This is a genomic window from Verrucosispora sp. WMMA2121, from assembly GCF_027460185.1.
In the GTDB taxonomy this organism is placed as follows: domain Bacteria; phylum Actinomycetota; class Actinomycetes; order Mycobacteriales; family Micromonosporaceae; genus Micromonospora; species Micromonospora palythoicola.
In genome coordinates, this window is the sequence record NZ_JAPZBH010000004.1 from 1,116,912 (window position 1) to 1,139,310 (window position 22,399).

Genomic DNA, 22,399 nt, shown 5'->3' on the forward strand with positions numbered 1-22,399 from the left:
TGCTCCGCACCGCGTCACTCTCGCCCGACCGGGACGCAACCATGAGCCCGGTTCAGCGCGTTGGACCGGTATCGACCCAGGGCGAGCGTCGAAGTCCGCCGTCGGTGACCTCAGCGGTCGGGCAGGGACTTCGACGGACGGCCCAAGGAGGCGGGGGATGATGCTCGGAGCAGACCGGAGACGGTTGACGTTGGCGCTGGCCGGCCTGGTCACGCTCGCGGTGGTCGCGGTGATCGGCGTGGTGGTGGCGCGTACCGTCAGCGACGACCCCCGGACGCCGACCGCCGCCACCGGCGGCCCGAGCGCCTCGCCCAGTCCCAGCGCCAGCCCGAGCCCGAGCCCGCCACCGGGTGCCGACATCACCGGCCCGCTCAACCTGCTGCTGGTCGGGGTCGACACCCGGGTGAGCGTGCCCGGCTGGGAGCCGCACGCCGACGCGGTACTCGTGTTGCACGTGCCGGCCGGGCTGTCCAAGGCCTACCTCTTCTCTCTCCCCCGCGACCTGGTGGTGGAGATTCCGGCCTACAAACCCGCCGGCTACCCGGGCGGGCGGACCAAGCTCACGCACGCGATGAGCTACGGCAGCCGGGTGCCGGACCGTCCCAAGCGACCCGACCCCGCGCAGGGGTACGAGCTGCTGCGCCGCACGGTCAGCGAGTACACCGGTCTGCGTATCGACGCGGGGGCGGTGCTCACCTTCGGTGGCTTCGACGAGTTGGTCGACAGCCTGGGTGGCGTGGACATCCGCGTCGACCAGCGGGTCGTCTCCCGGCACCGGCAGCCCGACGGCAAGCACCGGGAGCCGGGCCCCGGAGTGGGCGGCTACGTCGGGCCGCAGATGGTCTACGAACCCGGCGAACGGCACCTCAACGGCTGGCAGGCGCTCGACTACGCCCGCCAGCGTTACCTGCCCGGTGGCGACTACGCCCGGCAGCGCCACCACCAGCAGCTGATCCGGGCGCTGCTCGGGAAGATCCTCGACCAGGACCTGGCCCGGCAGCCCGAACGGGTCGAACAGGTGGTCACGGCGCTCGGCGACGCGCTGCTCTACGTCGGCGGCCGGCGGATCGTGGACTTCGCGTACGCCCTCGGCTCGTTGTCGCCGCGGGCGGTCACGCTGGTCGGGCTGCCCGGGGCGTCGGTGGGCCGGGGCAACGCCTACCGGGGTGAGGAACTGACCTCCGTCGGCCGCCGCTTCCTCACCCAACTGCGCGCCGGCAAGGCCGACGCCTTCCTGGCCGACAATCCGAAACTCAAGGTCAAGAGCTGACCGGAACGACCGTAGACGGGGTCTCCGGTCAGGGCTGGCCGGGTGCGGCGGTGCCGGTCAGCCAGGCGTCGAAGAACTGTCCCAGCTCGCGGCCGGAGACCCGTTCGGCCAGGGCGACGAAGTCGGCGGTGGTGGCGGTGCCGTTCCGGCGCTCGCTGGTCCACGTCCGCAGGATCTCGAAGAAGGCGTCGTCGCCGACGGTACGCCGCAGCGCGTGCACGGTGAGCGCCCCGCGCTTGTAGACGGCGGTGCTGAACATCTGCCCGGGGCCGGGATCGAGGGTGCGCCGGGACCAGTCGGTGGCCGCGTACTGGATCTCGAAGTTGCGTTGGGCGCTGCGCCCGCCGTCGTGCTCCTCCCACAGCCACTCGGCGTAACTGGCGAAGCCCTCGTTGAGCCAGATGTCGCCCCAGCGGGCCAGCGCCACACTGTTGCCGAACCACTGGTGAGCCAGTTCGTGGGCGACCACGCTGTAGTTCGGCTCGCCGCCCCGGAAGAACCCCGGTCCGTAGACCGGCCGGGACTGGGTCTCCAGCGCGTATCCGATCCGACCGTCGGAGACCACCACGCCGCCGTACGACTCGAAGGGGTACGGCCCGAAGCGGGTGGTCAGGAAGTCGGCGATCTCGCCGGTGCGGGCCAGCGAGGTGGCGGCCGGCCCGGTCACCGGGAGCCTGTCCGGTACGGCGGTGACCATGGGCTTGCCGGCGTGTTCCTCGCTGCGCACCCGGTAGTCGCCGATCACGAGCGTGGTCAGGTAGCTCGCCATCGGTGAGCGCTCGGCCCAGCGCCAGGTGGTCCAGCCGTCGGCGCTGGTCCGCTCCCCCGGCACTCCGTTGCTGAGCGCGGCGAGCCCGTCCGGGACGGTCACCTCGAGGTCGTAGGTGGCCTTGTCCGACGGGTGGTCGTTGACCGGGAACCAGGTGGCCGCCGAGTGCGGTTGGCCGAGGGCGATCGCACCGTTGTCGGTGTGCTGGAAGCCGCCACTGCCGAGCACGCCGTCGGCGTCCGCCTCGGGTACGCCGCCATAGTCGACGTCCACCGTGAACCGGCTGCCGGCGTCGAGCCCTCGGGCCGGGGTGACCACCAGTTCGCCGTCGTCGCGCCGGTGCTCGGCCGACGCGCCGTCCACGGTCACCGAACCGACCTGCAACCCGGACAGGTCCAGGTTGAACCGGGACAGCCCGTGGGTCGCGGTCGCGGTGATCTCGGCGCTGCCGGTGAGCCGGTCGTCAGCCGGGTCGTAGCGCACCACGAGCCGGTAGTGGTCGACGTCGTATCCGCCGTTGCCGCTGCCCGGCACGTACGGGTCGCCGAGATCGACGCTGCCCGCCCGGAAGCCGCCCGGCTCCGCCGCGTCCCGGTCTCCGATCCCGCTGATCAGCACCACCGCCGCCACCACGGCAGCGGCCACCGCCGCCGCGCCGGCCCCCCACCACCTGCCAACCCTGCTGCTCACCAGCCCGAGCCTACTGCCGCCCGCACCGTCGATCATGGAGGTGCGGCACGTGGCGGAACGAGCGGTCAGCGGTCGAGGACCAGGCCGACCTTCTGGAACTCCTTGAGGTCGCGGTAGCCGCACTTGGCCATGGCGCGGCGGAGGCCGCCGAAGAGGTTGAGCTGACCGTCCGGCTCGTCGGCGGGGCCGAAGAGGAGGCGCTCCATGGAGCCGATGGGCTCACCGGCGGTCTCGAAGGCGCCGCGGGGCAGCGACGGGTGGCTGGCCGCCGAGTGCCACCAGGACCCGCCGGCCGGCGCCTCCTCGCACAGTGAGAGCGGCTCGCCGAGCATCACCGCGTCGGCGCCGCAGCCGAGTGCCTTGGCGATGTCACCGGAGGTCCGGATGTCGCCGTCGGCGATGAGGTGCACGTACCGCCCGCCGGTCTCGTCGAGGTAGTCGCGTCGGGCCGCGGCGGCGTCGGCGATCGCGGTGGCCATCGGCACCCGGATGCCGAGCACCGACTCGGTGGTGGACCACTCGTCCCCGCCGATACCGATGATCACACCGGCCGCGCCGGTGCGCATCAGGTGCAGAGCCGTCTTGTAGTCGGTGCACCCGCCGACGACGACCGGGAGGTCGAGGTCGGCGATGAACTCCTTGAGGTTGAGCGGTTCGTCGGTGGTCGACACGTGCTCGGCCGAGACGATGGTGCCCTGGATGACCAGGATGTCGACGCCCGCGTCGAGGATGACCGGCGCCAGCGCCAGCGTGTGCTGCGGCGACACCCGCACCGCCACCGTGCCCCCGCCGTCACGCAGCTCACGGACCCGCTCGGTGATCAGATCCGGGCGGATCGGCTCGGCGTACACCTCCTGGAGCCGCTTGGTGGCGCGGGCGTCCTCGTCGAGACCGCCGAGTTCCTCGAGCACCTTGCTCGGGTTCTCGTAGCGGGTCCACAGCCCTTCGACGTTGAGTACGCCGAGCCCGCCGAGCTGACCGAGCCGCACCGCGGAGGCCGGGCTCATCGTCGCGTCCGAGGGGTGCCCGACGCACGGAATGCCGAACTGGTACGCGTCGAGCTGCCACCCGGTGGAGACGTCGTCGACGTCGCGGGTCCGGCGGGACGGCACGATGGCGATGTCGTCCAGGTGGTAGCCGCGCTGCGCGGTCTTGCCCAGCCCGATCTCGACCACGTCACGCATGGGGCACTCCAGATGTCTTCGGGGGTGGTGGGAGGGGTCAGCGGGTGTGGTAGTTGGGCGCTTCGACGGTCATCTGGATGTCGTGCGGGTGGCTCTCCTTGAGCCCGGCCGCGGTGATCCGGATGAGCTGTCCCCGTTGGTGCAGCTCGGGGATGCTCTCCGCGCCCGCGTACCCCATCGCCAGCCGCAGGCCACCGACCAGCTGATGGGCCACCCGGGCCAGCGGCCCACGGTACGGCACCTGACCCTCGACGCCCTCCGGGACCAGCTTCTCGTCGCTCGTGACGTCCTGCTGGAAGTAGCGGTCCTTGGAGTACGACTTGGCCTGCCCCCGGGACTGCATGGCGCCGAGCGACCCCATGCCGCGGTACGCCTTGAACTGCTTGCCGTTGACGAAGATCAGCTCGCCGGGGCTCTCCTCGCAGCCGGCCAGCAGGCTGCCGAGCATCACCGTGTCCGCGCCGGCGACAAGAGCCTTGGCGATGTCGCCGGAGTACTGGATGCCGCCGTCGCCGATGACCGGTACACCGGCCGGGCGGGCCGCCCGGGCGGCTTCCATGATCGCCGTGATCTGCGGGACGCCGACGCCCGCCACGATCCGGGTGGTGCAGATGGCACCCGGGCCGACACCCACCTTCACACCGTCGGCTCCGGCCTCGACCAGCGCCCTGGTGCCGGCGTAGGTCGCCACGTTGCCGCCGACGATGTCGACCGTGACGTCCTTCTTGAGCCGGCTGACCATCTCCAGCACCGCGCGCTGGTGGCCGTGGGCGGTGTCCACGATGATGACGTCGACACCGGCGTCGACGAGCGCCCGGGCGCGCTTGTACGCGTCCTCGCCGACACCGATGGCCGCCGCCACCCGCAGCCGTCCCGCCTCGTCCTTGGTGGCGCTCGGGTACTGCTCGCTCTTGGTGAAGTCCTTGACGGTGATCAACCCGCGCAGCTTGCCGGAGTCGTCGACGATCGGCAGCTTCTCGACCTTGTGCTGGCGCAGCAGGCCGAGCGCCTCGTCCTTGCTCACCCCGACCGGGGCGGTGACCAGCGGCGCCCTGGTCATGATCTCGCGGACCGGCATGGCCGGGTCGGAGACGAAGCGCATGTCCCGGTTGGTGACGATGCCCACCAGCTGCCCCTGGGCGTCCACCACCGGCACCCCCGAGATGCGGTAGCGCCCGCAGAGCTGGTCGACCTCGCGCAGCGTGTCGTCCGGGCTCGCGGTCACCGGATTGGTGATCATGCCGGACTCGGACCGCTTCACCAGGTCGACCTGGAGCGCCTGGTCCTCCACCGAGAGATTGCGGTGCAGCACCCCGATGCCACCCTGGCGGGCCATCGCGATCGCCATCCGGGCCTCGGTGACCGTGTCCATCGCGCTGGACAGCAGCGGGATGGCGAGCGAGACGTTGCGCGTCAACCGGGTGATCGTGTTGACCCGGCTCGGTACCACGTCGGACTCGCCCGGCTGGAGCAACACGTCGTCGAAGGTCAACCCCAGCGGCACCACCCTGGCCGAACCGGCGGGCAGCTCGGGCAGATGGCCGCCCAGCTCGCCGCCCTCGACGCCGGCGGAACGGTCGGTACGGGGCGAATTCTCCACGATTGCTCTCCTGAGCTGCTTGAACCGGGCTTCAGCGAGGTGGCACGGTGGGCACCGGCGAACGCCGGGCGAGGGTGCGTCAGCCTCATCGTACCCACTGAAGCTTTGTCCCTTGAACCGCGCGGGGCCGGCACCGGTGACGGCTCGCGCGACCGGGGGACAGGCGTCGACCGTGGCAGGGGACTACGGTGAGGGGGTGCACGACGATCCCATCGACCCGTTCACCGGCGACCCGACCGATCCGGCGGCCGACCTGGACGCCTCCGACGACGACGCGCCGCTGGACCCACTGACCGACGTCGAGCGCCAGGACGTGCTTGAGGACCTCGCCGACCTGGAGATCTACCAGGCGCTGCTCGCGCCGATCGGCGTACGCGGGCTGGTCATCGAGTGTGAGGACTGCCGGGAACCGCACTACTTCGACTGGGACCTGCTCCGGGGCAACCTGCGGCACCTGCTCAGCTCCGGGCGGCCACGGGTGCACGAGCCGGCCTACGATCCCGACCCGGACCACTACGTCACGTGGGACTACGCCCGCGGCTACGCCGACGGCGTGCACGACACCCTCAGCGAAGGCACCGAGGACGAGCCCGGCGCGGAGCGCTGACCGGCCACCGCAGCTCAGCCCGGCCGGGCCGACCCGCCCGGCGGACTCGGCCTGCCCGGCTTGACCGGCCGGCACGGCCGGACCGATCCGGCCGACCAGCTACGCGACCAGTCCGGCCCGGAATCCGGCGGCCACGGCGTGCGCCCGGTCGCGGGCACCGAGCTTGCGGAACAGCCGCCGGGCGTGGGTTTTCACGGTGTCCTCGGAGACGAACAGTTCCCGCCCGATCTCGGCGTTGCTCTTGCCCTCGGCCATGCCGAGCAGCACCTGCAGCTCCCGTTCGGTGAGGCCGATCACGGACCGGTCGGTCCGCGCGGGCGACGCGGGCTTGTCCGGCTCGGACTCGGCACCAGACTCGGCGGGATCGTCGCCCCGCTGCACCGGCACCACCGCCGGGCCGCCCGCCGCGTCCGTACCCGGCCAGGCGGTCGGCGCCTCGCCGGCCGTGCGTCCCCCGGGTGCCGGGCGGGCCGGGCTGCCGACCGCCGCGGCGTCGCGGGCGGGATCAGCGATCCGGTGCCGGTTGGCCCGACCGGGCGCGGCCAGCAGCAGCAGCGCCTTGGCGACGGCGCTGGTCAGATCCTGGTCGACCCCCTGGATCAGCCCGCGTGCCCCAGCGCCGATGGTCGCCGCCGCCGCCTCGGACTCCTCGGCACCGAGCAGCAGGACGGCGGCCTGCGGGGCGCGGGCCAGCACCCGCCGGACGAAGCCGACGCTGTCCGGGCGGGTGAGCGCGGTGTCGGCGAGCACCACATCGGCCGGACGCTCGGCCAGCCGCAACATCACCTCGGGGTCGGAGACCGCCGTCCGGACGGCACCCGACAATCCCAACCGCGCTGCCGCGGAGGTCAGGTGCTGCGCCGCGAGCGGCGTTCGAACGCACACGAGAACGGTACGCACAGGCATCTCCTCTCCGCTGACGAGCAGACCATGAGCAGCCCTGGTCGGGAGGAGGTTCCGGGCAATCCTCCCAACTTTTCCGACAGATAGGGCATATGCCGCAATCCGTTGGATGTTTTGGATCAAAGACGTGTGAGGCGTGGGGCACCAGGGTAGGGAGGGGCGAGGCCGGGAACGGTGCGCCTGCGCGGCCCGCCGCCCGGACAACCGGCCACAAGCGTCTCGCGGTGCCGCGCGAGAGGAGGGGTGCTGATGTCGAACGTACGTAGACTGCCCGGACCGATCATCGACCTTTGGGACTGGCAGCGGCTCGGTGCCTGCCGAGGCCGCGACAGCGCCCAGTTCTTCCACCCGGACGGTGAGCGGGGCTCGTCCCGGTTGCGCCGGGAGTCCTCCGCCAAGGCCGTGTGCCGTGCCTGCCCGGTCCGCGCCGAGTGCGCCGCGCACGCCCTCGCGGTACGCGAGCCGTACGGCGTGTGGGGTGGCTTCAGTGAGTCCGAGCGGCTACGGCTGCTCGCGGTCGGCTGGGAGGACCTCGCCGACCGACACCAGACCCGCGTCGACATCAACCGACTGGAGGCCCGGCTGGGCAGCTCGCACCGGTCGACGGTGCCTGTCCAGCGCAACGTCGCCTGACCAGACCGCACCACCGACGCCGCGTCCCGACCCGGGCGCGGCGTCGCCCTGTCCCACCACTGCCCCACCCCATGCCGGTTGATCATGAGGTTGTTGTCATCGACACGCCGGCGGGGTGACAACAACTTCATGATCAACCGCCGCAGGGTGGGGGCGGGCGGGAGAGGGGGTCAGGTGACGGTGAGCGTGACGGAGTGCCAGCCGGTCGCGCCGTCCGGCGCGACATCGCGTGGCTCACCGGTCTGGGTCTCGCCGGTGCTGTCCGTCGCCCGTACCTGAAGGGTGTGCTCGCCCGGGGTGGCCGGCCACTGCCACGACCACTGCACCCAGGTGTCCACCGAGACGGTCGGTGCCAGTTGGGCCTGCTGCCAGGGCCCCTCGTCGACGCGGACCTCGACGCGGTCGATGCCCCGGTGCTGCGCCCAGGCGACGCCGGCGACCGTCACCGGGCCGGCGGCTGGGCGGTTACGCGGGCGGGGCGTGTCGATCCGCGACTGCGTCTTCACCGGCCCCTGCGCCGACCAACCCCGGGGCACCCAGTACGCGTCGAAATCGGCGAAGCTGGTCAACTCCAGTTCGGTGATCCACTTGCACGCCGACACGTAGCCGTAGAGACCCGGCACCACCATCCGGACCGGGAAGCCGTGCTGGACCGGCAGCGGCTCCCCGTTCATGCCGACGGCGAGCAACGCGTCCCGCCCGTCGCGCAGCACCGCGGTCGGGGTGCCGCAGGTCCAACCGTCGACCGAGCGCCCGACCACCTGGTCGGCACCGTCCAGCGGCCCCACCTCGTCGAGCAGTTCCCGGATCGGTACGCCGAGCCAGCGCGCGTTGCCGATCAGGTCGCCGCCGACCTCGTTGGAGACGCAGGCCAGCGTCACGTACCGCTCCACCATCGGCCGGGCGAGCAGATCGGCATAGCTCAGCGTGACCGGGTTGCGGACCCGGCCGTGAATGCGCAGGCGCCAGGTCTCCGGGTCGACCTGCGGCACCACCAGCGCGGTGTCGATCCGGTAGAAGCTCCGGTTGGAGGTGACGTAGCTGGCCAGGCCGGGCTGGGCCAGGTCGGCGCCGGCCGGCACCGGCGGCGCGGCGGAGACCGGGGCCGGCAGCGTGATCGCCTCGCGGGCCGCCGACACCCCCTGACGGCCGGCGAGCCAGCGGCCGGCGACTCCCCCGACGGCGGCCACCCCGAGGACGGTGCCGACACCGGTGAGAAACCGCCGCCGCGAGTCCGGGTCGACCCGCCGCCCCGGACTCGCCGGACCCGATGGACCGCCGGAGGCCGGCGGACTTCCCGGGACCGACGGAGTGCCGGCCGACGCGGTCGGGTCGGTCGCCGGCCCGTCGGGGACCCCGGCAGTTCCGACCGCATTCGGGTCCGGCACGGCCGGACCAGTCACCGACGGCGGGCCGGCCGACGTCGGTGGGGACCAGGGCCAGGGGTCGAGTTCCAGTGGGCCGGCGACGAACGCCCAGAGCGCCACCCCGCCAACCGCCGCGCCGAGCAGCGACGGCAGCACGTCGGCGGCGTCCGCACCGGCGCGGGTCAGGGCCGCCGCCGCGCCGATCCCGCCGAAGACGACGATGCCGGCCAGGCCCACCGTCAGCCGCCGGGCGGCCAGCATGCCGATCAGGGCGGCGAAGCCGCCGAGCAGCAGCGCCGTACCGACCAGCAGAGCGATCTTGTCGTACGTGCCGAAGACCTCGATGCCGAACCGCTTGACCGGCTCGGGTGCGGTGTCCACCACGAGACCGCCGACCGCCACGAGCGGGGACGACCGGGGGCCGGTCAGGGCGGCAACCAGTTCGGCGGTGCCGATGGCCGCCGCGGCGGCGGCGACGCCGGCCAGGGCGGCGAACCGGGGTGACGTGCTGCTCACCCGCCCAGTGTTTCCCACCGACCAACGGTCCGGTAGTCGACGTCCGCGTTCGTAACCTCTCGTCACCGGTACGCCGACTCAAAGCACGTGGGGCGCACCGTCTCGTCGACGGTGCGCCCCACGTCCGGCGTACGGCAGGCTCAGAAGCCCGGGCCGTGCTGGTGGCTGTGACCGTGGCCGTGCGAGTGGCCGTGGCCACCCGCGGCGGGCTCCGGCTCAGCCGGCTTCTCCACCACGAGGCTTTCGGTGGTGAGCAGCAGACCGGCGATCGACGCGGCGTTGGTGACCGCGTTACGGGTCACCTTCACCGGGTCGATGATGCCGGACTTGGTCAGGTCGACGTACTCGCCGACGGCGGCGTCGAGACCGTGACCCCAGTCGCTGCCGGTGACCTTCTGCACGACGACGTAGCCGTCGTGACCGGCGTTCTGGGCGATCCAGCGCAGCGGCTCGACAAGTGCCTTACGCACGATCGACACGCCGACCTTCTCGTCACCGGTGAAGCCGAGGTCGTCGTCGAGCACCGGCAGAATCTGCGCCAGGGCGGCACCGCCGCCGGGCACCGTACCCTCCTCGACCGCGGCCTTGGTCGCGGCGATGGCGTCCTCGATGCGGTGCTTGCGCTCCTTCATCTCGACCTCGGTGGCCGCGCCGACCTTGACCACCGCGATCCCGCCGGAGAGCTTGGCCAGCCGCTCGGCGAGCTTCTCCCGGTCCCACTCGGAGTCCGAGGCCTCTATCTCCTTGCGGATCTGCGCGACCCGGTCGGTCACCTCGCTGGCCTGGCCACCACCATCGACGATCGTGGTGTTCTCCTTGTCGACCACGATGCGCCGGGCGCTGCCCAGCACCTCCAGGCCGACCTGGTCGAGCTTGTAACCCAGCTCCGGGGCGACCAGCTCGGCGCCGGTGAGGATCGCCATGTCCTGGAGCATCGCCTTGCGCCGGTCGCCGAAACCGGGCGCCTTGACCGCGCAGACCTTGATGGTCTTGCGGATCGCGTTGACCACCAGGGTGGACAGCGCCTGACCCTCCACGTCCTCGGCGATGATGAGCAGCGGCTTGTTGTTCTGGAGGACCTTCTCCAGCAGCGGCAGCAGCTCCTCGATCGCGGAGATCTTCTGCGTGGTGATCAGGATGTACGCGTCCTCCAGGACGGACTCCTGCGACTCCGCGTCGGTGACGAAGTTCGGCGAGATGAAGCCCTTGTCGAACTGGAGGCCCTCGGTGACGTCCAGCTCGGTGTGCAGGGCCGAGCCCTCCTCGACGGTGATCACACCGTCGCGGCCGACCTTCTCCATCGCCTCGGCGATCAGCTCACCGATGGTGGCGTCCTGCGCCGAGATCGTGGCGACGTGCGCCACCGACTTCTTGTCGGAGACCTCGACGGCCTTGTCGAGCAGCGCCTCGGAGACCTTGGTGGCGGCGGCGTCGATGCCGCGCTTGAGGCCGGCCGGGTTGGCGCCCGCGGTGACGTTGCGCAGGCCCTCGCGGACCATGGCCTGGGCGAGCACGGTCGCGGTGGTGGTCCCGTCGCCGGCGACGTCGTTGGTCTTGGTCGCCACCTCCTTGACCAGCTGCGCGCCGAGGTTCTCGTACGGGTTGGTGAGCTCGATCTCCTTGGCGATGGTCACACCATCGTTGGTGATCGTCGGCGCACCGAATTTCTTGTCGAGGACGACGTTGCGCCCGCGCGGCCCGAGGGTGACCTTGACCGCGTCAGCGAGCGCGTTGACACCGTGCTCCAGCAGGTGCCGGGCGTCGTCCGAGAAGCTCAGGATCTTCGCCATGAATGTCCCTTCGAAGCGACGTTGCCCCGGCCCGGCGAGCCGGACCGGGGCAACGACACTGATCGGTCTGTCTTACTTCTCGATGACCGCGAGGACGTCGCGGGCGGAGAGCACCAGGTACTCCTCGCCGGCGTACTTGACCTCGGTGCCGCCGTACTTCGAGTAGAGAACGGTGTCGCCGACGGAGACGTCGATCGGCACGCGGTTGCCCTTGTCGTCGATCCGGCCCGGGCCGACAGCGAGGACGGTGCCCTCCTGCGGCTTCTCCTTGGCGGTGTCGGGGATCACGATGCCCGAGGCGGTGGTGGTCTCGGCCTCGTTCGCCTGGACCACGATGCGGTCCTCGAGCGGCTTGATCGCAACCTTGGTCGCGGTAGTCACGGGCATACCCTCCTGGGGTACTTGGTTTCGTTGCCGATCGGCATGCCGACCGGCGTCAATCTGCCACATGCCACCGGGCGGGGCCGTCGTCGCGGGTGCCGGTCCGCCTGGCGTTCAACCCCCGGACACCAGGGCCCGAAGGTTGGCACCCTCAGGGTGAGAGTGCTAATCGCAGGTTATTCCTCGGCTAGCACTCCGTCAAGGAGAGTGCCAATCCGCCGCCCTCGTGTCGCCGCTTGACCGCCCTCGTGTCGCCGCTCCGCCGCACCCCCGTCGCCACTTCTTCCACACTCCTCCGACGCCGTTCGCCAGCGTTCACCGCAACACGCCGACAGTCACTTCCCCGCCGAGCACCCGACCCTTACTCTCCGGCGCTATTACGTCACGGAGGGCGGACAGATGGCGGACGTACCAACCCTGGGGTTCCTGCGCGACCAGCTGCGCCGGGCCCGCAAGGTGCGCGGGCTCAGCCAGGAGGAGCTGAGCAAGATGATCAACTATTCGACGTCGGCGGTGAGCGCGATGGAGATCGGCCCGAACCAGCTCAGCGCCGACTACCTGGCCCGGGTCGACAAGGTGCTGGAGACCGGTGGTCTCTTCATCGGGATGCTGGAGCTGATCCGGCTGCACGCCGAGCCGGACTGGTTCCGGCCGTGGGGCGAGATCGAGCGGGAGGCCGTCGCGCTGCGCTGGTACGACCCGGCCGTGGTGCCCGGCCTGCTCCAGACCGAGGCGTACGCCCGGGCGATGCTCCGGGCCGGTCCGCCGTTGACCGATGAGCAGATCGAGAAGCGGGTGCTGGCCCGGATGGCCCGGCAGGAGGTGCTCGCCCGCGAGGAGCCACCACAGCTCGTCGCGGTGCTCGACGAGCAGGTGCTGCGCCGGCAGGTCGGTGAGCGCGCGACCATGCGCGAGCAGTTGGAGCACCTGCGCACCCTCGCCGACCGCCCGCACGTCCAGGTGCGGGTCGTGCCGGCCGAGACCCCGTGGTACGGCGGGCTTGCCGGGCCGTTCGTGCTGGCCCGGCTGGCCGACGGCACCGAGGTGGCGCACCTGGACAGCCAGCTCCGGGGGCACACAGTGGACAGCCCGAACGACCTTGCCAGCCTGGGGCGACGTTGGGAGACTGTGGCCGGTGAGGCGCTGCCGCGCCGGCAGACCGCCCGCCTGATCGAGGAAGTGGCGAAGTCATGGACCTGATCCGCGCCGCCTGGCGCAAGTCCTCCCGCAGCAATCAGAATGGCGGCGCCTGCGTCGAGGTCGCCGACAACCTGCCCGGCCTGGTCGCCGTCCGCGACAGCAAGGACCCGGCCGGCCCGGTGCTCGCCTTCACCCCCGCCGCCTGGCGCGCCTTCATCACCACCCACACCCGCTAGACCCGACATACCGCAAGTCGCGACCGGCCGGCCCGGTGCTCGCCCCCACCCCACCGCCGAGCCCGGTCGGCCGCACATTGATCTTTTGCACTTCGGTGACTCGGACATCGGCGTGTCGACTCACTGACGTGCAGACGATCACGCCGCGCCCCGGCGGGCGCCGGCCTCAGGGCACGTGGGTCAGGCTGGTGGAGCTCGGGAGAATGGGCGGGTGGATCTGGAGCAGTTCGGCGCGTTGCGTACGCCCGAGGGGTCGGCCGCGCTCGACTCGGCGGGCCGGGTGGCCGGCGGCGATCCGCTGGTCGCGGCGGCGGCGCTGCGTTCGGCCGGGGTGCCGGCCGGGCTCGCGGCGGCGGCGCTAACCCAGGCGGAGCTGCGCCGCCGGGCGACCGGCAAGTTCGGGCCGGCGGCGGCCGGCATGTTCTTCACCCGGCCGGGGCTGGAGCAGGCGACCCGGCGGGTCGTCGCCGACCGGCGGGCGCGGCGGCTGCGCGCCGCCGGGGTGACCACGCTGGCCGACCTGGGCTGCGGGCTCGGTGCCGACGCGCTCGCCGCCGCCCGCGCCGGCATCCGGGTGTACGCGGTGGAGGCCGACCCGCTCACCGCCGCGCTGGCCGAGGCGAACGCGCGGGCCGCCGGACTGGCCGACCTGGTCACCGTCGAGTGTGGCGACGCGACCGCGTTCGACGTGAGCCGGGTCGAGGCGGTCTTCTGCGACCCGGCCCGCCGCCGGGCCGGCACCGGCCGCCGGATCTTCGACCCGAACTCGTACTCGCCGCCGTGGGACTTCGTGACCGGGCTGGCCGAGCGGGTGCCGCGCACGGTGGTGAAGGTCGCGCCGGGGATCGACCACACGCTGATCCCGCCCGGTGCGGAGGCGGAGTGGGTGAGCGTCGACGGCGACCTGGTCGAGGCGGCCCTCTGGTGCGGCGAACTGGCCGAGGTCTCCCGCCGGGCGACCGTGCTGAAGGAGGACGCCTCCGGTGGTGTAGCGGCCCCCGCCGATCACCAGGCCGGCGGTGGGGCCCATCACCCGGCCGGCGGCGGGACGTACCGCCCCGACGGCCTGGCGGAACACCAGCTGACCGGAACGGGGGCGCGCGAGGCACCGGTCGGGGCAGTGCGGCGCTTCCTGTACGACCCCGATCCGGCGGTGGTGCGCGCGCACCTGGTGGCCGAGCTGGCCGTCGACCTGGACGCCACCCTCGCCGACCCGAGCATCGCCTACCTCTACGCCGACGCGGCTCGGCGCACGCCGTACGCCCGCTGCCTGGAGGTGACCGACGTGCTGCCGTTCTCCCTCAAGCGGCTGCGAACGCTGCTGCGGGATCGCCGGGTGGGCCGGGTGGAGATCCTCAAGCGCGGCTCCGCGCTGGAGCCCGAGCGGCTCCGGCGCGACCTACGGCTGGCCGGCGACCAGCCGGCGAGCCTGGTGCTCACCCGGGTCGCCACCGCCCCGACGGTCCTGGTCTGCCGCCCGGTGGCACGAACCGGAGCCGGCACCACCGGCTGAGAAGGCGCTGGCTCGGGCGTCGGACCGGGGCTACCTTGGCGGACATGGCGGGACGTGGCACCCCGGCGACCGTGCTGCTGGCGAAGCGGAAGGTCGACCATCGCACCCATCCGTACGACGTCTCGCCCGACGAGCCCGACTATGGCGCGCTGGTCGCCGCCGCGCTCGCGGTGGCCCCGGAGCGGGTCTTCAAGACCCTGGTCACCGAGGTCGACGGGGCGCTGACGGTGGCGGTGGTGCCGGTCACCGGCGATCTCGACCTCAAGGCGCTCGCGGCGGCCGTGGGCGGTAAGCGGGCCGCGCTTGCCGAGCGCACGGCGGCCGAGCGGGCCACCGGGTACGTACGCGGCGGCATCAGCCCCCTGGGCCAGCGGCGACGCCTGCCCACGGTCGTCGACGTCTCGGCCCTGGCGCATCCGACGGTGTACGTCTCCGCCGGCCGCCGAGGGCTTCAGGTGGAACTGGCCCCGGCCGACCTGGCCACCCTCACCGATGCCCGGTTCGCTCCCCTCGCGAGCGCCTGACCGCCGCGGTGCCGCCCCACCGGCGGACCCGGACACCAGGGTCGTCGCCGGCACGGTGGCGACGAGGTGTCGCTGGCGTTGCTGAATTGTTACCGCCGACAACAAACTCGTGACCGGCGCACCCTTGTGCTGCCGTTGTGGCGCGGAATACGTTGCCGGGCACAACAAAACAAAACACCGACACCCTTCCCCACCCTCGAAAGGACCCTGCACATGCGCAAGGGCTTCCTCGCAGTCGGCACCGTGGGCCTGCTGGCCCTCGGCAGCCTGACGGCCTGTGGCGACGAGTCCGGCGGCGACCAGGCCGGCTCCGACGTGACCCCGAAGATCGGCGTGATCCTGCCGGACAGCAAGTCCTCCGCCCGCTGGGAGGGCGCCGACCGCAAGTTCCTCCAGGCCGCCTTCGAGGCCGCCGGCGTCGAGTACGACATCCAGAACGCCCAGGGTGACAAGACCCAGTTCCAGACCATCGCCGACCAGATGATCACGAGCGGCGTCACCGCGCTGATGATCGTGAACCTGGACTCCGGCACCGGCAAGGCCGTCCTCGACAAGGCCAAGTCGCAGGGCGTCGCCACCATCGACTACGACCGCCTCACCCTCGGCGGCTCGGCGGAGTACTACGTCAGCTTCGACAACGAGGCCGTCGGCAAGCTCCAGGGCGAGGGTCTGGTCAAGTGCCTGACCGACCAGAAGGCCGAGAAGCCGGTCGTGGCGTACCTGAACGGTTCGCCGACCGACAACAACGCCACCCTGTTCAAGAACGGCTACGACTCGATCCTCAAGCCCAAGTTCGACGCGAACGAGTACGTCAAGGGCCCGGACCAGTCCGTGCCGGACTGGGACAACGCCCAAGCCGCCACGATCTTCGAGCAGATGCTCACCCAGACCGGCGGCAAGATCGACGGTGTGCTGGCCGCCAACGACGGCCTCGGCAACGCCGCCATCTCGGTGCTGAAGAAGAACCGGCTCAACGGCAAGGTCCCGGTGACCGGCCAGGACGCCACCACCCAGGGCCTGCAGAACATCCTCGCCGGCGACCAGTGCATGACCGTCTACAAGGCCGTCAAGCAGGAGGCCGACGCCGCCGCCGAGCTGGCCATCGCGCTGGCCAAGGGCGAGCGCAAGGAGACCGGCCAGACCGTCAAGGACCCGGAGGGCAACCGTGACGTCCCCGCCGTCCTGCTCACCCCGCAGGCGATCTACAAGGACAACGTCAAGGACGTCATCGCCGACGGATTCGTGACCAAGGAAGAGGTCTGCAGCGGCAACTTCGCCGAGCTCTGCACCGAAGCGGGCATCAGCTGACCTCACCCGCCTAGGCGCCGCCGCCCGGCACGGTAACCCCGTGCCGGGCGGCGTGCCGCCGCTGGACGGGCCCCGATCTCCCTCCGCGACAAAGGAGAACCCCGTGTCCGCGACCCCTCTGCTGGAGCTACGCGGGATCGACAAGAGTTTCGGTCCCGTCCAGGTCCTACGCGATGTCGCCTTCGCCGCCTATCCGGGCGAGGTCACCGCGCTGGTCGGTGACAACGGCGCCGGCAAGTCGACCCTGGTCAAGTGCATCAGCGGCATCTACCCGACCGACGCCGGGCAGTTCGTCTTCGACGGCCGGCCGGTGAACATCCACAGCCCACGCGACGCCGCGGCGCTCGGCATCGAGGTCGTCTACCAGGACCTCGCGCTCTGCGACAACCTCGACATCGTGCAGAACATGTTCCTCGGCCGCGAGAAGCGCAGCGGCATCGTGCTCGACGAGCCGACCATGGAACAGATGGCGGCCGAGACCCTCGCCGGGCTGTCCGTACGCACCGTCAAGTCGCTACGCCAGCAGGTCTCCAGCCTCTCCGGCGGCCAGCGTCAGACGGTGGCGATCGCCAAGGCGGTGCTCTGGAACAGCAAGCTGGTGATCCTGGACGAGCCGACCGCCGCGCTCGGCGTCGCGCAGACCGCCCAGGTGCTCGAACTGGTCCGGCGACTGGCCGACAACGGTCTGGCCGTCGTGCTCATCTCGCACAACATGAACGACGTCTTCGCCGTCTCCGACCGGATCGCCGCGCTCTACCTCGGCCAGATGGTCGCCCAGGTGAAGACCACCGACATCACTCACGCGCAGGTGGTCGAGCTGATCACCGCCGGTCGCTCCGGCGGGCTCGGGCTCACCGGCGAACCGGCCACCAACGGCAACGGCGCGGCGCCGGCCGGCAGCACCACGGGAGGCGTCTCATGAGCACCACCGCCGTCAAGCAGGAGGGGCCGGCCGCCGTCGCGTCGACGCCCTCCGTCGGCAGCCACGTCCGCGACTACTGGCGACGGGTACGCGGCGGCGACATCGGCGCCCTGCCCGCCGTCCTCGGCCTGCTCGTCCTCTGCACGGTCTTCTCGATCCTGCGGCCCTCGTTCCTCAGCGCCGGGAACTTCGCCAACCTGTTCACCCAGGGCGCGGCGGTCACCCTGATCGCGATGGGCCTGGTCTTCGTCCTGCTGCTGGGTGAGATCGACCTGTCGGCCGGCTTCGCCAGCGGCGTCTGCGCGGCGGTGCTGGCCAACGTGGTGACCGTCCTCGGATATCCCTGGTACGTCGCGGTGGCCGCCGCCGTGCTCACCGGCATGGTGATCGGTACGATCCTCGGCCTCCTGGTCGCCAAGATCGGCATTCCGTCCTTCGTGGTCACCCTGGCCGGCTTCCTGGCCTTCCAGGGCGTGGTCCTGCTGCTCATGGAGGAAGGCCGCAACATCTCGGTGCGCGACTCGGTGCTGGTGGCGATCGCCAACCGCAACCTGCCGCCGCTGCTCGGCTGGGCGCTCGCCGCCGTGGCCGTCGCCGGGTACGCCGCCGTGCAGCTGCTGCGCTACCGCAACCGCGCCGCGCGGGGCCTGGTCACCGACCCGATGACGGTGGTGCTCGCCCGGATCGGCGGGCTGGCGGTCATCCTCGGTCTGGCGGTCTACATGCTCAACCTGGAGCGCAGCCGCAACGTGCTGATCAGCTCGCTCAAGGGCGTGCCGATCGTGGTGCCGATCATCGCCGTGCTGCTCATCATCGGAACCTTCGTACTGCACCGCACCAGCTACGGCCGGCACATCTACGCGGTCGGCGGCAACAAGGAAGCCGCCCGCCGGGCCGGCATCAACGTGGACCGGATCCGCATCTCGGTCTTCGTCATCTGCTCCACCATGGCCGCGATCGGCGGCATCGTGGCCGCCAGCCGGGCCAACTCGGTCGACCCGAACACCGGCGGCAGCAACGTGCTGCTCTACGCCGTGGGCGCGGCGGTGATCGGTGGTACCAGCCTCTTCGGCGGCAAGGGCCGGGTGCTGGACGCGGTGCTCGGCGGCGCGGTGGTCGCGGTGATCGACAACGGCATGGGCCTGATGGGCTACAGCTCGGGCGTCAAGTACGTGGTCACCGGCGTGGTCCTGCTCCTGGCGGCCAGCGTCGACGCGCTGTCGCGCCGGCGAGCCGCCGCCAGCGGTAGTCGCTGATCCGCTGCACCGAAGGTAGTCACAACCGATGCGCGTGGGACCGAGCCAGGACGAGATTCGTCGACAGAATCTTGGTGCCCTGCTGCGCTACGTGCACGTGCACGGTGCCACCACACGGGCGGAACTGACCACCGCGCTGGGGTTGAACCGGAGCACCATCGGCGCGCTCACCGCCGACCTCGCCGCGGCCGGCCTGGTGACTGAGGGGGCGCCGAAGGAAACCGGCCGGGCCGGACGACCGTCGCTGGTCGTCCGGCCCGAGTCGGACCGGATCTTCGCGTACGCGTACAGCATCGAGGTGGACCGGCTGCGGGCCGCGCGGGTCGGGCTCGGCGGCGCGGTGATCGACCGCCGGGAGCTGGACCGCCCCCGCGGCCTCACCGCCGCCGAGGCCGCACCGCTGCTGGCCGGTGCCGTCAAGGAGATGCGGCAGGCGCTGCCGGAGGACGCCGTCTGCGTCGGTGCCGGCGTGGCGGTCTGCGGGATGGTCCGCCGCGACGACGGGCTGGTCCGGCTCGGTCCCACCACCGGTTGGGTGGACGAACCGATCGGCACCGCGCTCGGTACGGAACTCGGGGTCGACGTGCCGGTCACGGTCGGGAACGTGGCCGACGTGGCCGCCTTCGCCGAGCACGCCCGGGGCGCGGCGGCCGGCTGCGACAACGTCATCTACCTGTACGGCGACGTCGGCGTCGGCGCCGGGATCATCGCCGCCGGTCGGCGGCTGACCGGGCACGGCGGCTACAGCGGCGAGGTCGGGCACATGGTGGTGGTCCGCGACGGGGCCCGCTGCGAGTGCGGCAACCGTGGATGCTGGGAGACCGAGATCGGCGAGCACGGGCTGCTCCGGGCCGCCGGCCGTTCCGACGCCCGGGGCCGGGAGGCGATGCTCGCGGTCTTCGACGCCGCCGACCGCGGGGACGCCCAGGCCCAGATCGCGGTACGCCAGGCCGGTGACTGGCTCGGCTTCGGCGTCGCCAACCTGGTGAACATCTTCAACCCGGAGATGGTCATCTTCGGCGGCACCATGCGCGACCTCTACCTGGCCGCCGCCGCCCAGGTGCGCAGCCGGCTGAACTCCAACGGGCTGCCGGCCTGCCTGGAGCACGTCCGGCTGCGTACGCCGAAGCTCGGCGAGGACGCTCCCCTGGTCGGCGCGGCCGAACTCGCCTTCGACCGGCTGCTCGCCGATCCGCTCGACGTCAGCTGACCTCCAGTTCCAGATTTCGCGAACCGGTTTCGCCATCCGCTGAACTGATCGGCCGCACAATCCGTACCAGGTTGCGGACGGCCGACGGGTGCGGACGTCCGACGCTCAACGATCGGTTCTCGTCCGAGGAGGCGCCGCAGACATGGCACCGCTGGATTCCGCTCGTCGCCGGCAGGGCAACCGGTCCCGTCGCTTGGCGGTGCTGCTCACCACGATCGTCGCAGCTCTCGTCGTCCTGCCCGGCGTGGCGTTGGCCGCGCCCGCCGCCCAGCAACTCGCCGCCGCCGACCAGGCCCTGCTCGACGGCGTGCGGCTGGCCGGTCTGTGGGAGATGCCGGCCGGGCAGATGGCCGCCGAGAAGGGTCAGTCCCGGGTGGTCCGCGAGGTCGGCGCCGAGATCGCCCGGCAGCACGAGGAGCTTGACCGGATCACCGTCGAGGCGGCCAACAAGCTGGGTGCGGTCATCCCCAACGCGCCGACCGCCGAGCAGCAGGGCTGGCTCACCGAGATGAAGGACGCCCGGGGCGCCCGCTTCGACCAGATCTTCGTCACCCGGCTCCGGGTCGCCCACGGCAAGATCTTCCCGGTCATCGGCGCGGTGCGGGCCAGTACCCGCAACGAGGTGATCCGGGACCTGGCCAACTCGGCCAACACGTTCGTCGGCGACCACATGCGGATGCTGGAGAGCACCGGCCTGGTCCGCTACGCCGAGCTGCCGCCCGCCGCGCTGCCGGCACCGGGCAACGACGGACTGCTCGCCGCCGCGCAGGCCAACACCGGCCCGCAGATCGGCGTCAGCAACACGCTCATCTGGGCGATCTTCCTCGGCGCCCTGGGTACCGGCGGCTTCCTCACGTACCGCATGTTCCGTCGTAGCTGACCGCCACCGCGCCGATCGATGACCGCCCGCACCCGAGCCGCTGCCCTGCTCGGGCTGGTGCTCACCGCGCTGTGCGCCGCCCTGGGCCCCGCCGGGCCAGCGGCGGCGCACGCCGTGGTGGTCGCCACCACCCCGCAGCGCGACGAGGTGCTCGGGTACGCGCCGCGCGAGGTGCTGGTGACCTTCAGCGAGACCATCGCCGTGGTTCCCGGCCGGGTGCAGGTCCTCGCCCCCGACGGCAAGCGGATCAACGTCGGCGAGCCCGAGGTCCGGGACCGGACCGTCCGGATCACGCTGCGGCCCTCGGACCGTCCGCTCGGCACCTACCTGGTCAGCTACCGGGTCATCTCGGCGGACAGTCACCCGGTGGCGGGCAGCTTCACCTTCGCCGCCGGAGCACCGTCGGCGACCCCGCCGGAGCCGGCCCTGGCGGAGTCCGAGTCGCCGGCCGGGGTGCTGGTCCCGGCCGCGAAGTACCTCGGATACCTGGGGCTGCTCCTGGCGGTCGGCCCGCCACTGCTCGCGGCCACCATGTGGCCCCGCCGCCGCTCCCGTCGAGGCGCCACGGCCACCGCGCTGGTCGGGCTCGGTCTGATCGCCGCCGGCACCGTCGGCACCTGGGTCGGGCAGGCCGCCCAGGTGGTGGGTGCGCCGGTCGGGCAGCTCTCCCCGGCCGACCTGCGGGCCGTCGCCGACAGCGACGTCGGAGTGGTGCTGGCCGTACGGCTCGCGCTGGTGGGGCTGGCCGCGATCCTGCTGCCGGCGGTGCTGCGGGGCGCTGTCGACCGATCGCCGGCCGGTCCCGGCGTCGCCGGGCGGGTACGCGGTTGGGCACTGGCGGCCGTCGGCCTGGCCGGGTTCGTCACCTGGCCGCTGGCCGGGCATCCGGTCGCCTCGCCGCTGCCGCCGGTGAGCATCGCCCTGGGCACCCTGCACGTCGCCGGGGTGAGCGCCTGGTTGGGTGGACTGTTCGCGCTCACCGTGTTCCTGCTCCGGGGCACCCACCGGCGGGTGCTCGCCCGGATCCTGCCGGCCTGGTCCCGGCTGGCCACCCTCGCGGTGGCCTGGCTGGTCGCCGCCGGCCTCGGTCAGGCCGTGATCGAACTCGGCCGGCCCGCCGCCCTGTGGGGCAGCGCGTACGGTCGTCTGCTGCTGGCCAAGGCGGCGCTGCTGGCCGGGGTGCTGGCGGTGGCGGCCGGGCAACGCCGACTGGTCAGGCGACGGGTCGCGGCGGACCGGCCCCGGTGGGTCGCCCGGGCGGCCGGCGTGGAACTCGCCGTGACGGCGGTGGTGCTGGCCCTGACGGCGGTGCTGGTGCAGACCCCGCCCGGCCGGTCCGTCGGCACCGCCGCCGACGGGGTGAGCCGGGAGGGCGTCGCGCAGTCGCTCACCACCGACCTGTTCACCCTGCAGTTCGACATCTACCCGGCGGTCGCCGGCACCACGAACAGCCTGCACGCCTACGTCTACACCCCGCAGGCGAAGGAGTTGCCGGTGGCGGAGTGGACGGTCACCGCCGCCCTGCCGGAGGCCGGCATCGAGCCGATCACCGTCGACGTCTTCGCGCTGGAGCCGCACCACGGCAGCGCCGAGATCCACTTCCCGGTCGCCGGTGACTGGACGTTGCGGGTCAGCGCCCGGACCAGTGAGATCGACCGTTCCACCGCCACCACCACCGTGACGATCCGCTGACCCGACCT

The 22,399-nt window shown here is 72.0% G+C and carries 20 protein-coding genes; 13 read left to right on the plus strand and 7 right to left on the minus strand.

Going from position 1 to position 22,399, the window contains the following annotated elements:
* Positions 1–157 precede the first annotated feature (157 nt).
* Positions 158–1,270, plus strand: coding sequence for an LCP family protein (locus O7605_RS05825; protein ID WP_269738247.1), 1,113 nt, complete (start codon positions 158–160; stop codon positions 1,268–1,270).
* 28 nt (positions 1,271–1,298) lie between these two features.
* Here O7605_RS05825 and O7605_RS05830 read toward each other — a convergent pair whose 3' ends face one another.
* The 3 genes from O7605_RS05830 to guaB form a co-directional block, all read right to left on the minus strand.
* The gene (locus O7605_RS05830) at positions 1,299–2,729 is read right to left on the minus strand and encodes a M1 family metallopeptidase (protein WP_443083875.1); all 1,431 of its coding nucleotides are present in this window, start codon (positions 2,727–2,729) and stop codon (positions 1,299–1,301) included.
* 65 nt (positions 2,730–2,794) lie between these two features.
* Positions 2,795–3,913, minus strand: a complete 1,119-nt coding sequence (locus tag O7605_RS05835; protein WP_269738248.1) for a GuaB3 family IMP dehydrogenase-related protein — start codon at positions 3,911–3,913, stop codon at positions 2,795–2,797.
* A 37-nt stretch (positions 3,914–3,950) separates the two neighbouring features.
* A complete protein-coding gene (gene guaB, locus O7605_RS05840; protein WP_269738249.1) occupies positions 3,951–5,513 on the minus strand; it encodes an IMP dehydrogenase in 1,563 nt (520 codons plus the stop codon).
* Between the two features lie 196 nt (positions 5,514–5,709).
* Between guaB and O7605_RS05845 the strand changes: the two genes are divergently transcribed.
* A complete protein-coding gene (locus O7605_RS05845; RefSeq protein WP_269738250.1) occupies positions 5,710–6,120 on the plus strand; it encodes a DUF5319 domain-containing protein in 411 nt (136 codons plus the stop codon).
* 99 nt (positions 6,121–6,219) lie between these two features.
* Here the strand turns inward: O7605_RS05845 and O7605_RS05850 are convergent, their stop codons facing one another.
* On the minus strand, positions 6,220–7,020 hold the full coding sequence (locus O7605_RS05850) for a helix-turn-helix transcriptional regulator (protein WP_269738251.1): 801 nt from the start codon (positions 7,018–7,020) through the stop codon (positions 6,220–6,222).
* Between the two features lie 252 nt (positions 7,021–7,272).
* Between O7605_RS05850 and O7605_RS05855 the strand changes: the two genes are divergently transcribed.
* On the plus strand, positions 7,273–7,656 hold the full coding sequence (locus O7605_RS05855) for a WhiB family transcriptional regulator (RefSeq protein WP_269738252.1): 384 nt from the start codon (positions 7,273–7,275) through the stop codon (positions 7,654–7,656).
* Between the two features lie 170 nt (positions 7,657–7,826).
* Here O7605_RS05855 and O7605_RS05860 read toward each other — a convergent pair whose 3' ends face one another.
* The 3 genes from O7605_RS05860 to groES all read right to left on the minus strand — a co-directional run bounded on the left by O7605_RS05860 (position 7,827) and on the right by groES (position 11,716).
* Positions 7,827–9,539, minus strand: coding sequence for a molybdopterin-dependent oxidoreductase (locus O7605_RS05860; protein WP_269738253.1), 1,713 nt, complete (start codon positions 9,537–9,539; stop codon positions 7,827–7,829).
* Positions 9,540–9,679: 140 nt separating this feature from the next.
* The gene (groL, locus tag O7605_RS05865; protein WP_269738254.1) at positions 9,680–11,329 is read right to left on the minus strand and encodes a chaperonin GroEL; all 1,650 of its coding nucleotides are present in this window, start codon (positions 11,327–11,329) and stop codon (positions 9,680–9,682) included.
* Between the two features lie 72 nt (positions 11,330–11,401).
* Positions 11,402–11,716: a co-chaperone GroES gene (groES, locus tag O7605_RS05870; RefSeq protein WP_089155197.1), complete on the minus strand. Its 315-nt coding sequence runs from the start codon at positions 11,714–11,716 to the stop codon at positions 11,402–11,404.
* 393 nt (positions 11,717–12,109) lie between these two features.
* Between groES and O7605_RS05875 the strand changes: the two genes are divergently transcribed.
* The 10 genes from O7605_RS05875 (at position 12,110) to O7605_RS05920 (ending at position 22,391) form a co-directional block, all read left to right on the plus strand.
* Positions 12,110–12,910: a helix-turn-helix domain-containing protein gene (locus O7605_RS05875; protein WP_269738255.1), complete on the plus strand. Its 801-nt coding sequence runs from the start codon at positions 12,110–12,112 to the stop codon at positions 12,908–12,910.
* Positions 12,901–13,086 carry a DUF397 domain-containing protein gene (locus O7605_RS05880; protein ID WP_269738256.1) on the plus strand — a complete coding sequence of 62 codons (186 nt, stop codon included), beginning with the start codon at positions 12,901–12,903 and terminating at the stop codon, positions 13,084–13,086. The genes O7605_RS05875 and O7605_RS05880 overlap by 10 nt, the downstream gene beginning before the upstream one ends.
* Before the next feature lie 211 nt (positions 13,087–13,297).
* On the plus strand, positions 13,298–14,599 hold the full coding sequence (locus O7605_RS05885) for a THUMP-like domain-containing protein (RefSeq protein ID WP_269738257.1): 1,302 nt from the start codon (positions 13,298–13,300) through the stop codon (positions 14,597–14,599).
* Positions 14,600–14,643: 44 nt separating this feature from the next.
* Positions 14,644–15,123, plus strand: coding sequence for a Cys-tRNA(Pro) deacylase (gene ybaK, locus O7605_RS05890; RefSeq protein ID WP_269738258.1), 480 nt, complete (start codon positions 14,644–14,646; stop codon positions 15,121–15,123).
* Positions 15,124–15,336: 213 nt separating this feature from the next.
* Positions 15,337–16,431, plus strand: coding sequence for a sugar ABC transporter substrate-binding protein (locus O7605_RS05895; protein WP_269738259.1), 1,095 nt, complete (start codon positions 15,337–15,339; stop codon positions 16,429–16,431).
* Between the two features lie 103 nt (positions 16,432–16,534).
* Complete coding sequence (locus tag O7605_RS05900; protein ID WP_269738260.1) at positions 16,535–17,353, plus strand: ATP-binding cassette domain-containing protein; 819 nt, start codon at positions 16,535–16,537, stop codon at positions 17,351–17,353.
* Entirely contained in the window at positions 17,350–18,609 is a 1,260-nt protein-coding gene (locus O7605_RS05905) for a sugar ABC transporter permease (RefSeq protein WP_269738261.1), read from the plus strand. Before O7605_RS05900 ends, O7605_RS05905 begins: the two co-directional genes overlap by 4 nt.
* 28 nt (positions 18,610–18,637) lie before the next feature.
* The gene (locus O7605_RS05910; RefSeq protein WP_269738262.1) at positions 18,638–19,819 is read left to right on the plus strand and encodes an ROK family transcriptional regulator; all 1,182 of its coding nucleotides are present in this window, start codon (positions 18,638–18,640) and stop codon (positions 19,817–19,819) included.
* 142 nt (positions 19,820–19,961) lie between these two features.
* Positions 19,962–20,699 (plus strand): DUF4142 domain-containing protein, encoded by a 738-nt coding sequence (locus tag O7605_RS05915; RefSeq protein ID WP_269738263.1) that lies wholly within the window; start codon positions 19,962–19,964, stop codon positions 20,697–20,699.
* An 18-nt stretch (positions 20,700–20,717) separates the two neighbouring features.
* A complete protein-coding gene (locus O7605_RS05920) occupies positions 20,718–22,391 on the plus strand; it encodes a copper resistance CopC/CopD family protein (RefSeq protein WP_269738264.1) in 1,674 nt (557 codons plus the stop codon).
* Positions 22,392–22,399: the final 8 nt, after the last annotated feature.

Excerpts from the sequence above, each read along its gene's own strand:
- ybaK (WP_269738258.1), top strand. The coding sequence starts at position 14,644 with ATGGCGGGACGTGGCACCCCGGCGACCGTGCTGCTGGCGAAGCGGAAG.
- O7605_RS05825 (WP_269738247.1), top strand. The coding sequence starts at position 158 with ATGATGCTCGGAGCAGACCGGAGACGGTTGACGTTGGCGCTGGCCGGC.
- O7605_RS05875 (WP_269738255.1), top strand. The coding sequence starts at position 12,110 with ATGGCGGACGTACCAACCCTGGGGTTCCTGCGCGACCAGCTGCGCCGG.
- O7605_RS05910 (WP_269738262.1), top strand. The coding sequence starts at position 18,638 with ATGCGCGTGGGACCGAGCCAGGACGAGATTCGTCGACAGAATCTTGGT.
- groES (WP_089155197.1), bottom strand. The coding sequence starts at position 11,716 with ATGCCCGTGACTACCGCGACCAAGGTTGCGATCAAGCCGCTCGAGGAC.
- O7605_RS05895 (WP_269738259.1), top strand. The coding sequence starts at position 15,337 with ATGCGCAAGGGCTTCCTCGCAGTCGGCACCGTGGGCCTGCTGGCCCTC.
- O7605_RS05855 (WP_269738252.1), top strand. The coding sequence starts at position 7,273 with ATGTCGAACGTACGTAGACTGCCCGGACCGATCATCGACCTTTGGGAC.
- O7605_RS05880 (WP_269738256.1), top strand. The coding sequence starts at position 12,901 with ATGGACCTGATCCGCGCCGCCTGGCGCAAGTCCTCCCGCAGCAATCAG.
- O7605_RS05905 (WP_269738261.1), top strand. The coding sequence starts at position 17,350 with ATGAGCACCACCGCCGTCAAGCAGGAGGGGCCGGCCGCCGTCGCGTCG.
- O7605_RS05835 (WP_269738248.1), bottom strand. The coding sequence starts at position 3,913 with ATGCGTGACGTGGTCGAGATCGGGCTGGGCAAGACCGCGCAGCGCGGC.
- O7605_RS05915 (WP_269738263.1), top strand. The coding sequence starts at position 19,962 with ATGGCACCGCTGGATTCCGCTCGTCGCCGGCAGGGCAACCGGTCCCGT.
- O7605_RS05920 (WP_269738264.1), top strand. The coding sequence starts at position 20,718 with ATGACCGCCCGCACCCGAGCCGCTGCCCTGCTCGGGCTGGTGCTCACC.
- groL (WP_269738254.1), bottom strand. The coding sequence starts at position 11,329 with ATGGCGAAGATCCTGAGCTTCTCGGACGACGCCCGGCACCTGCTGGAG.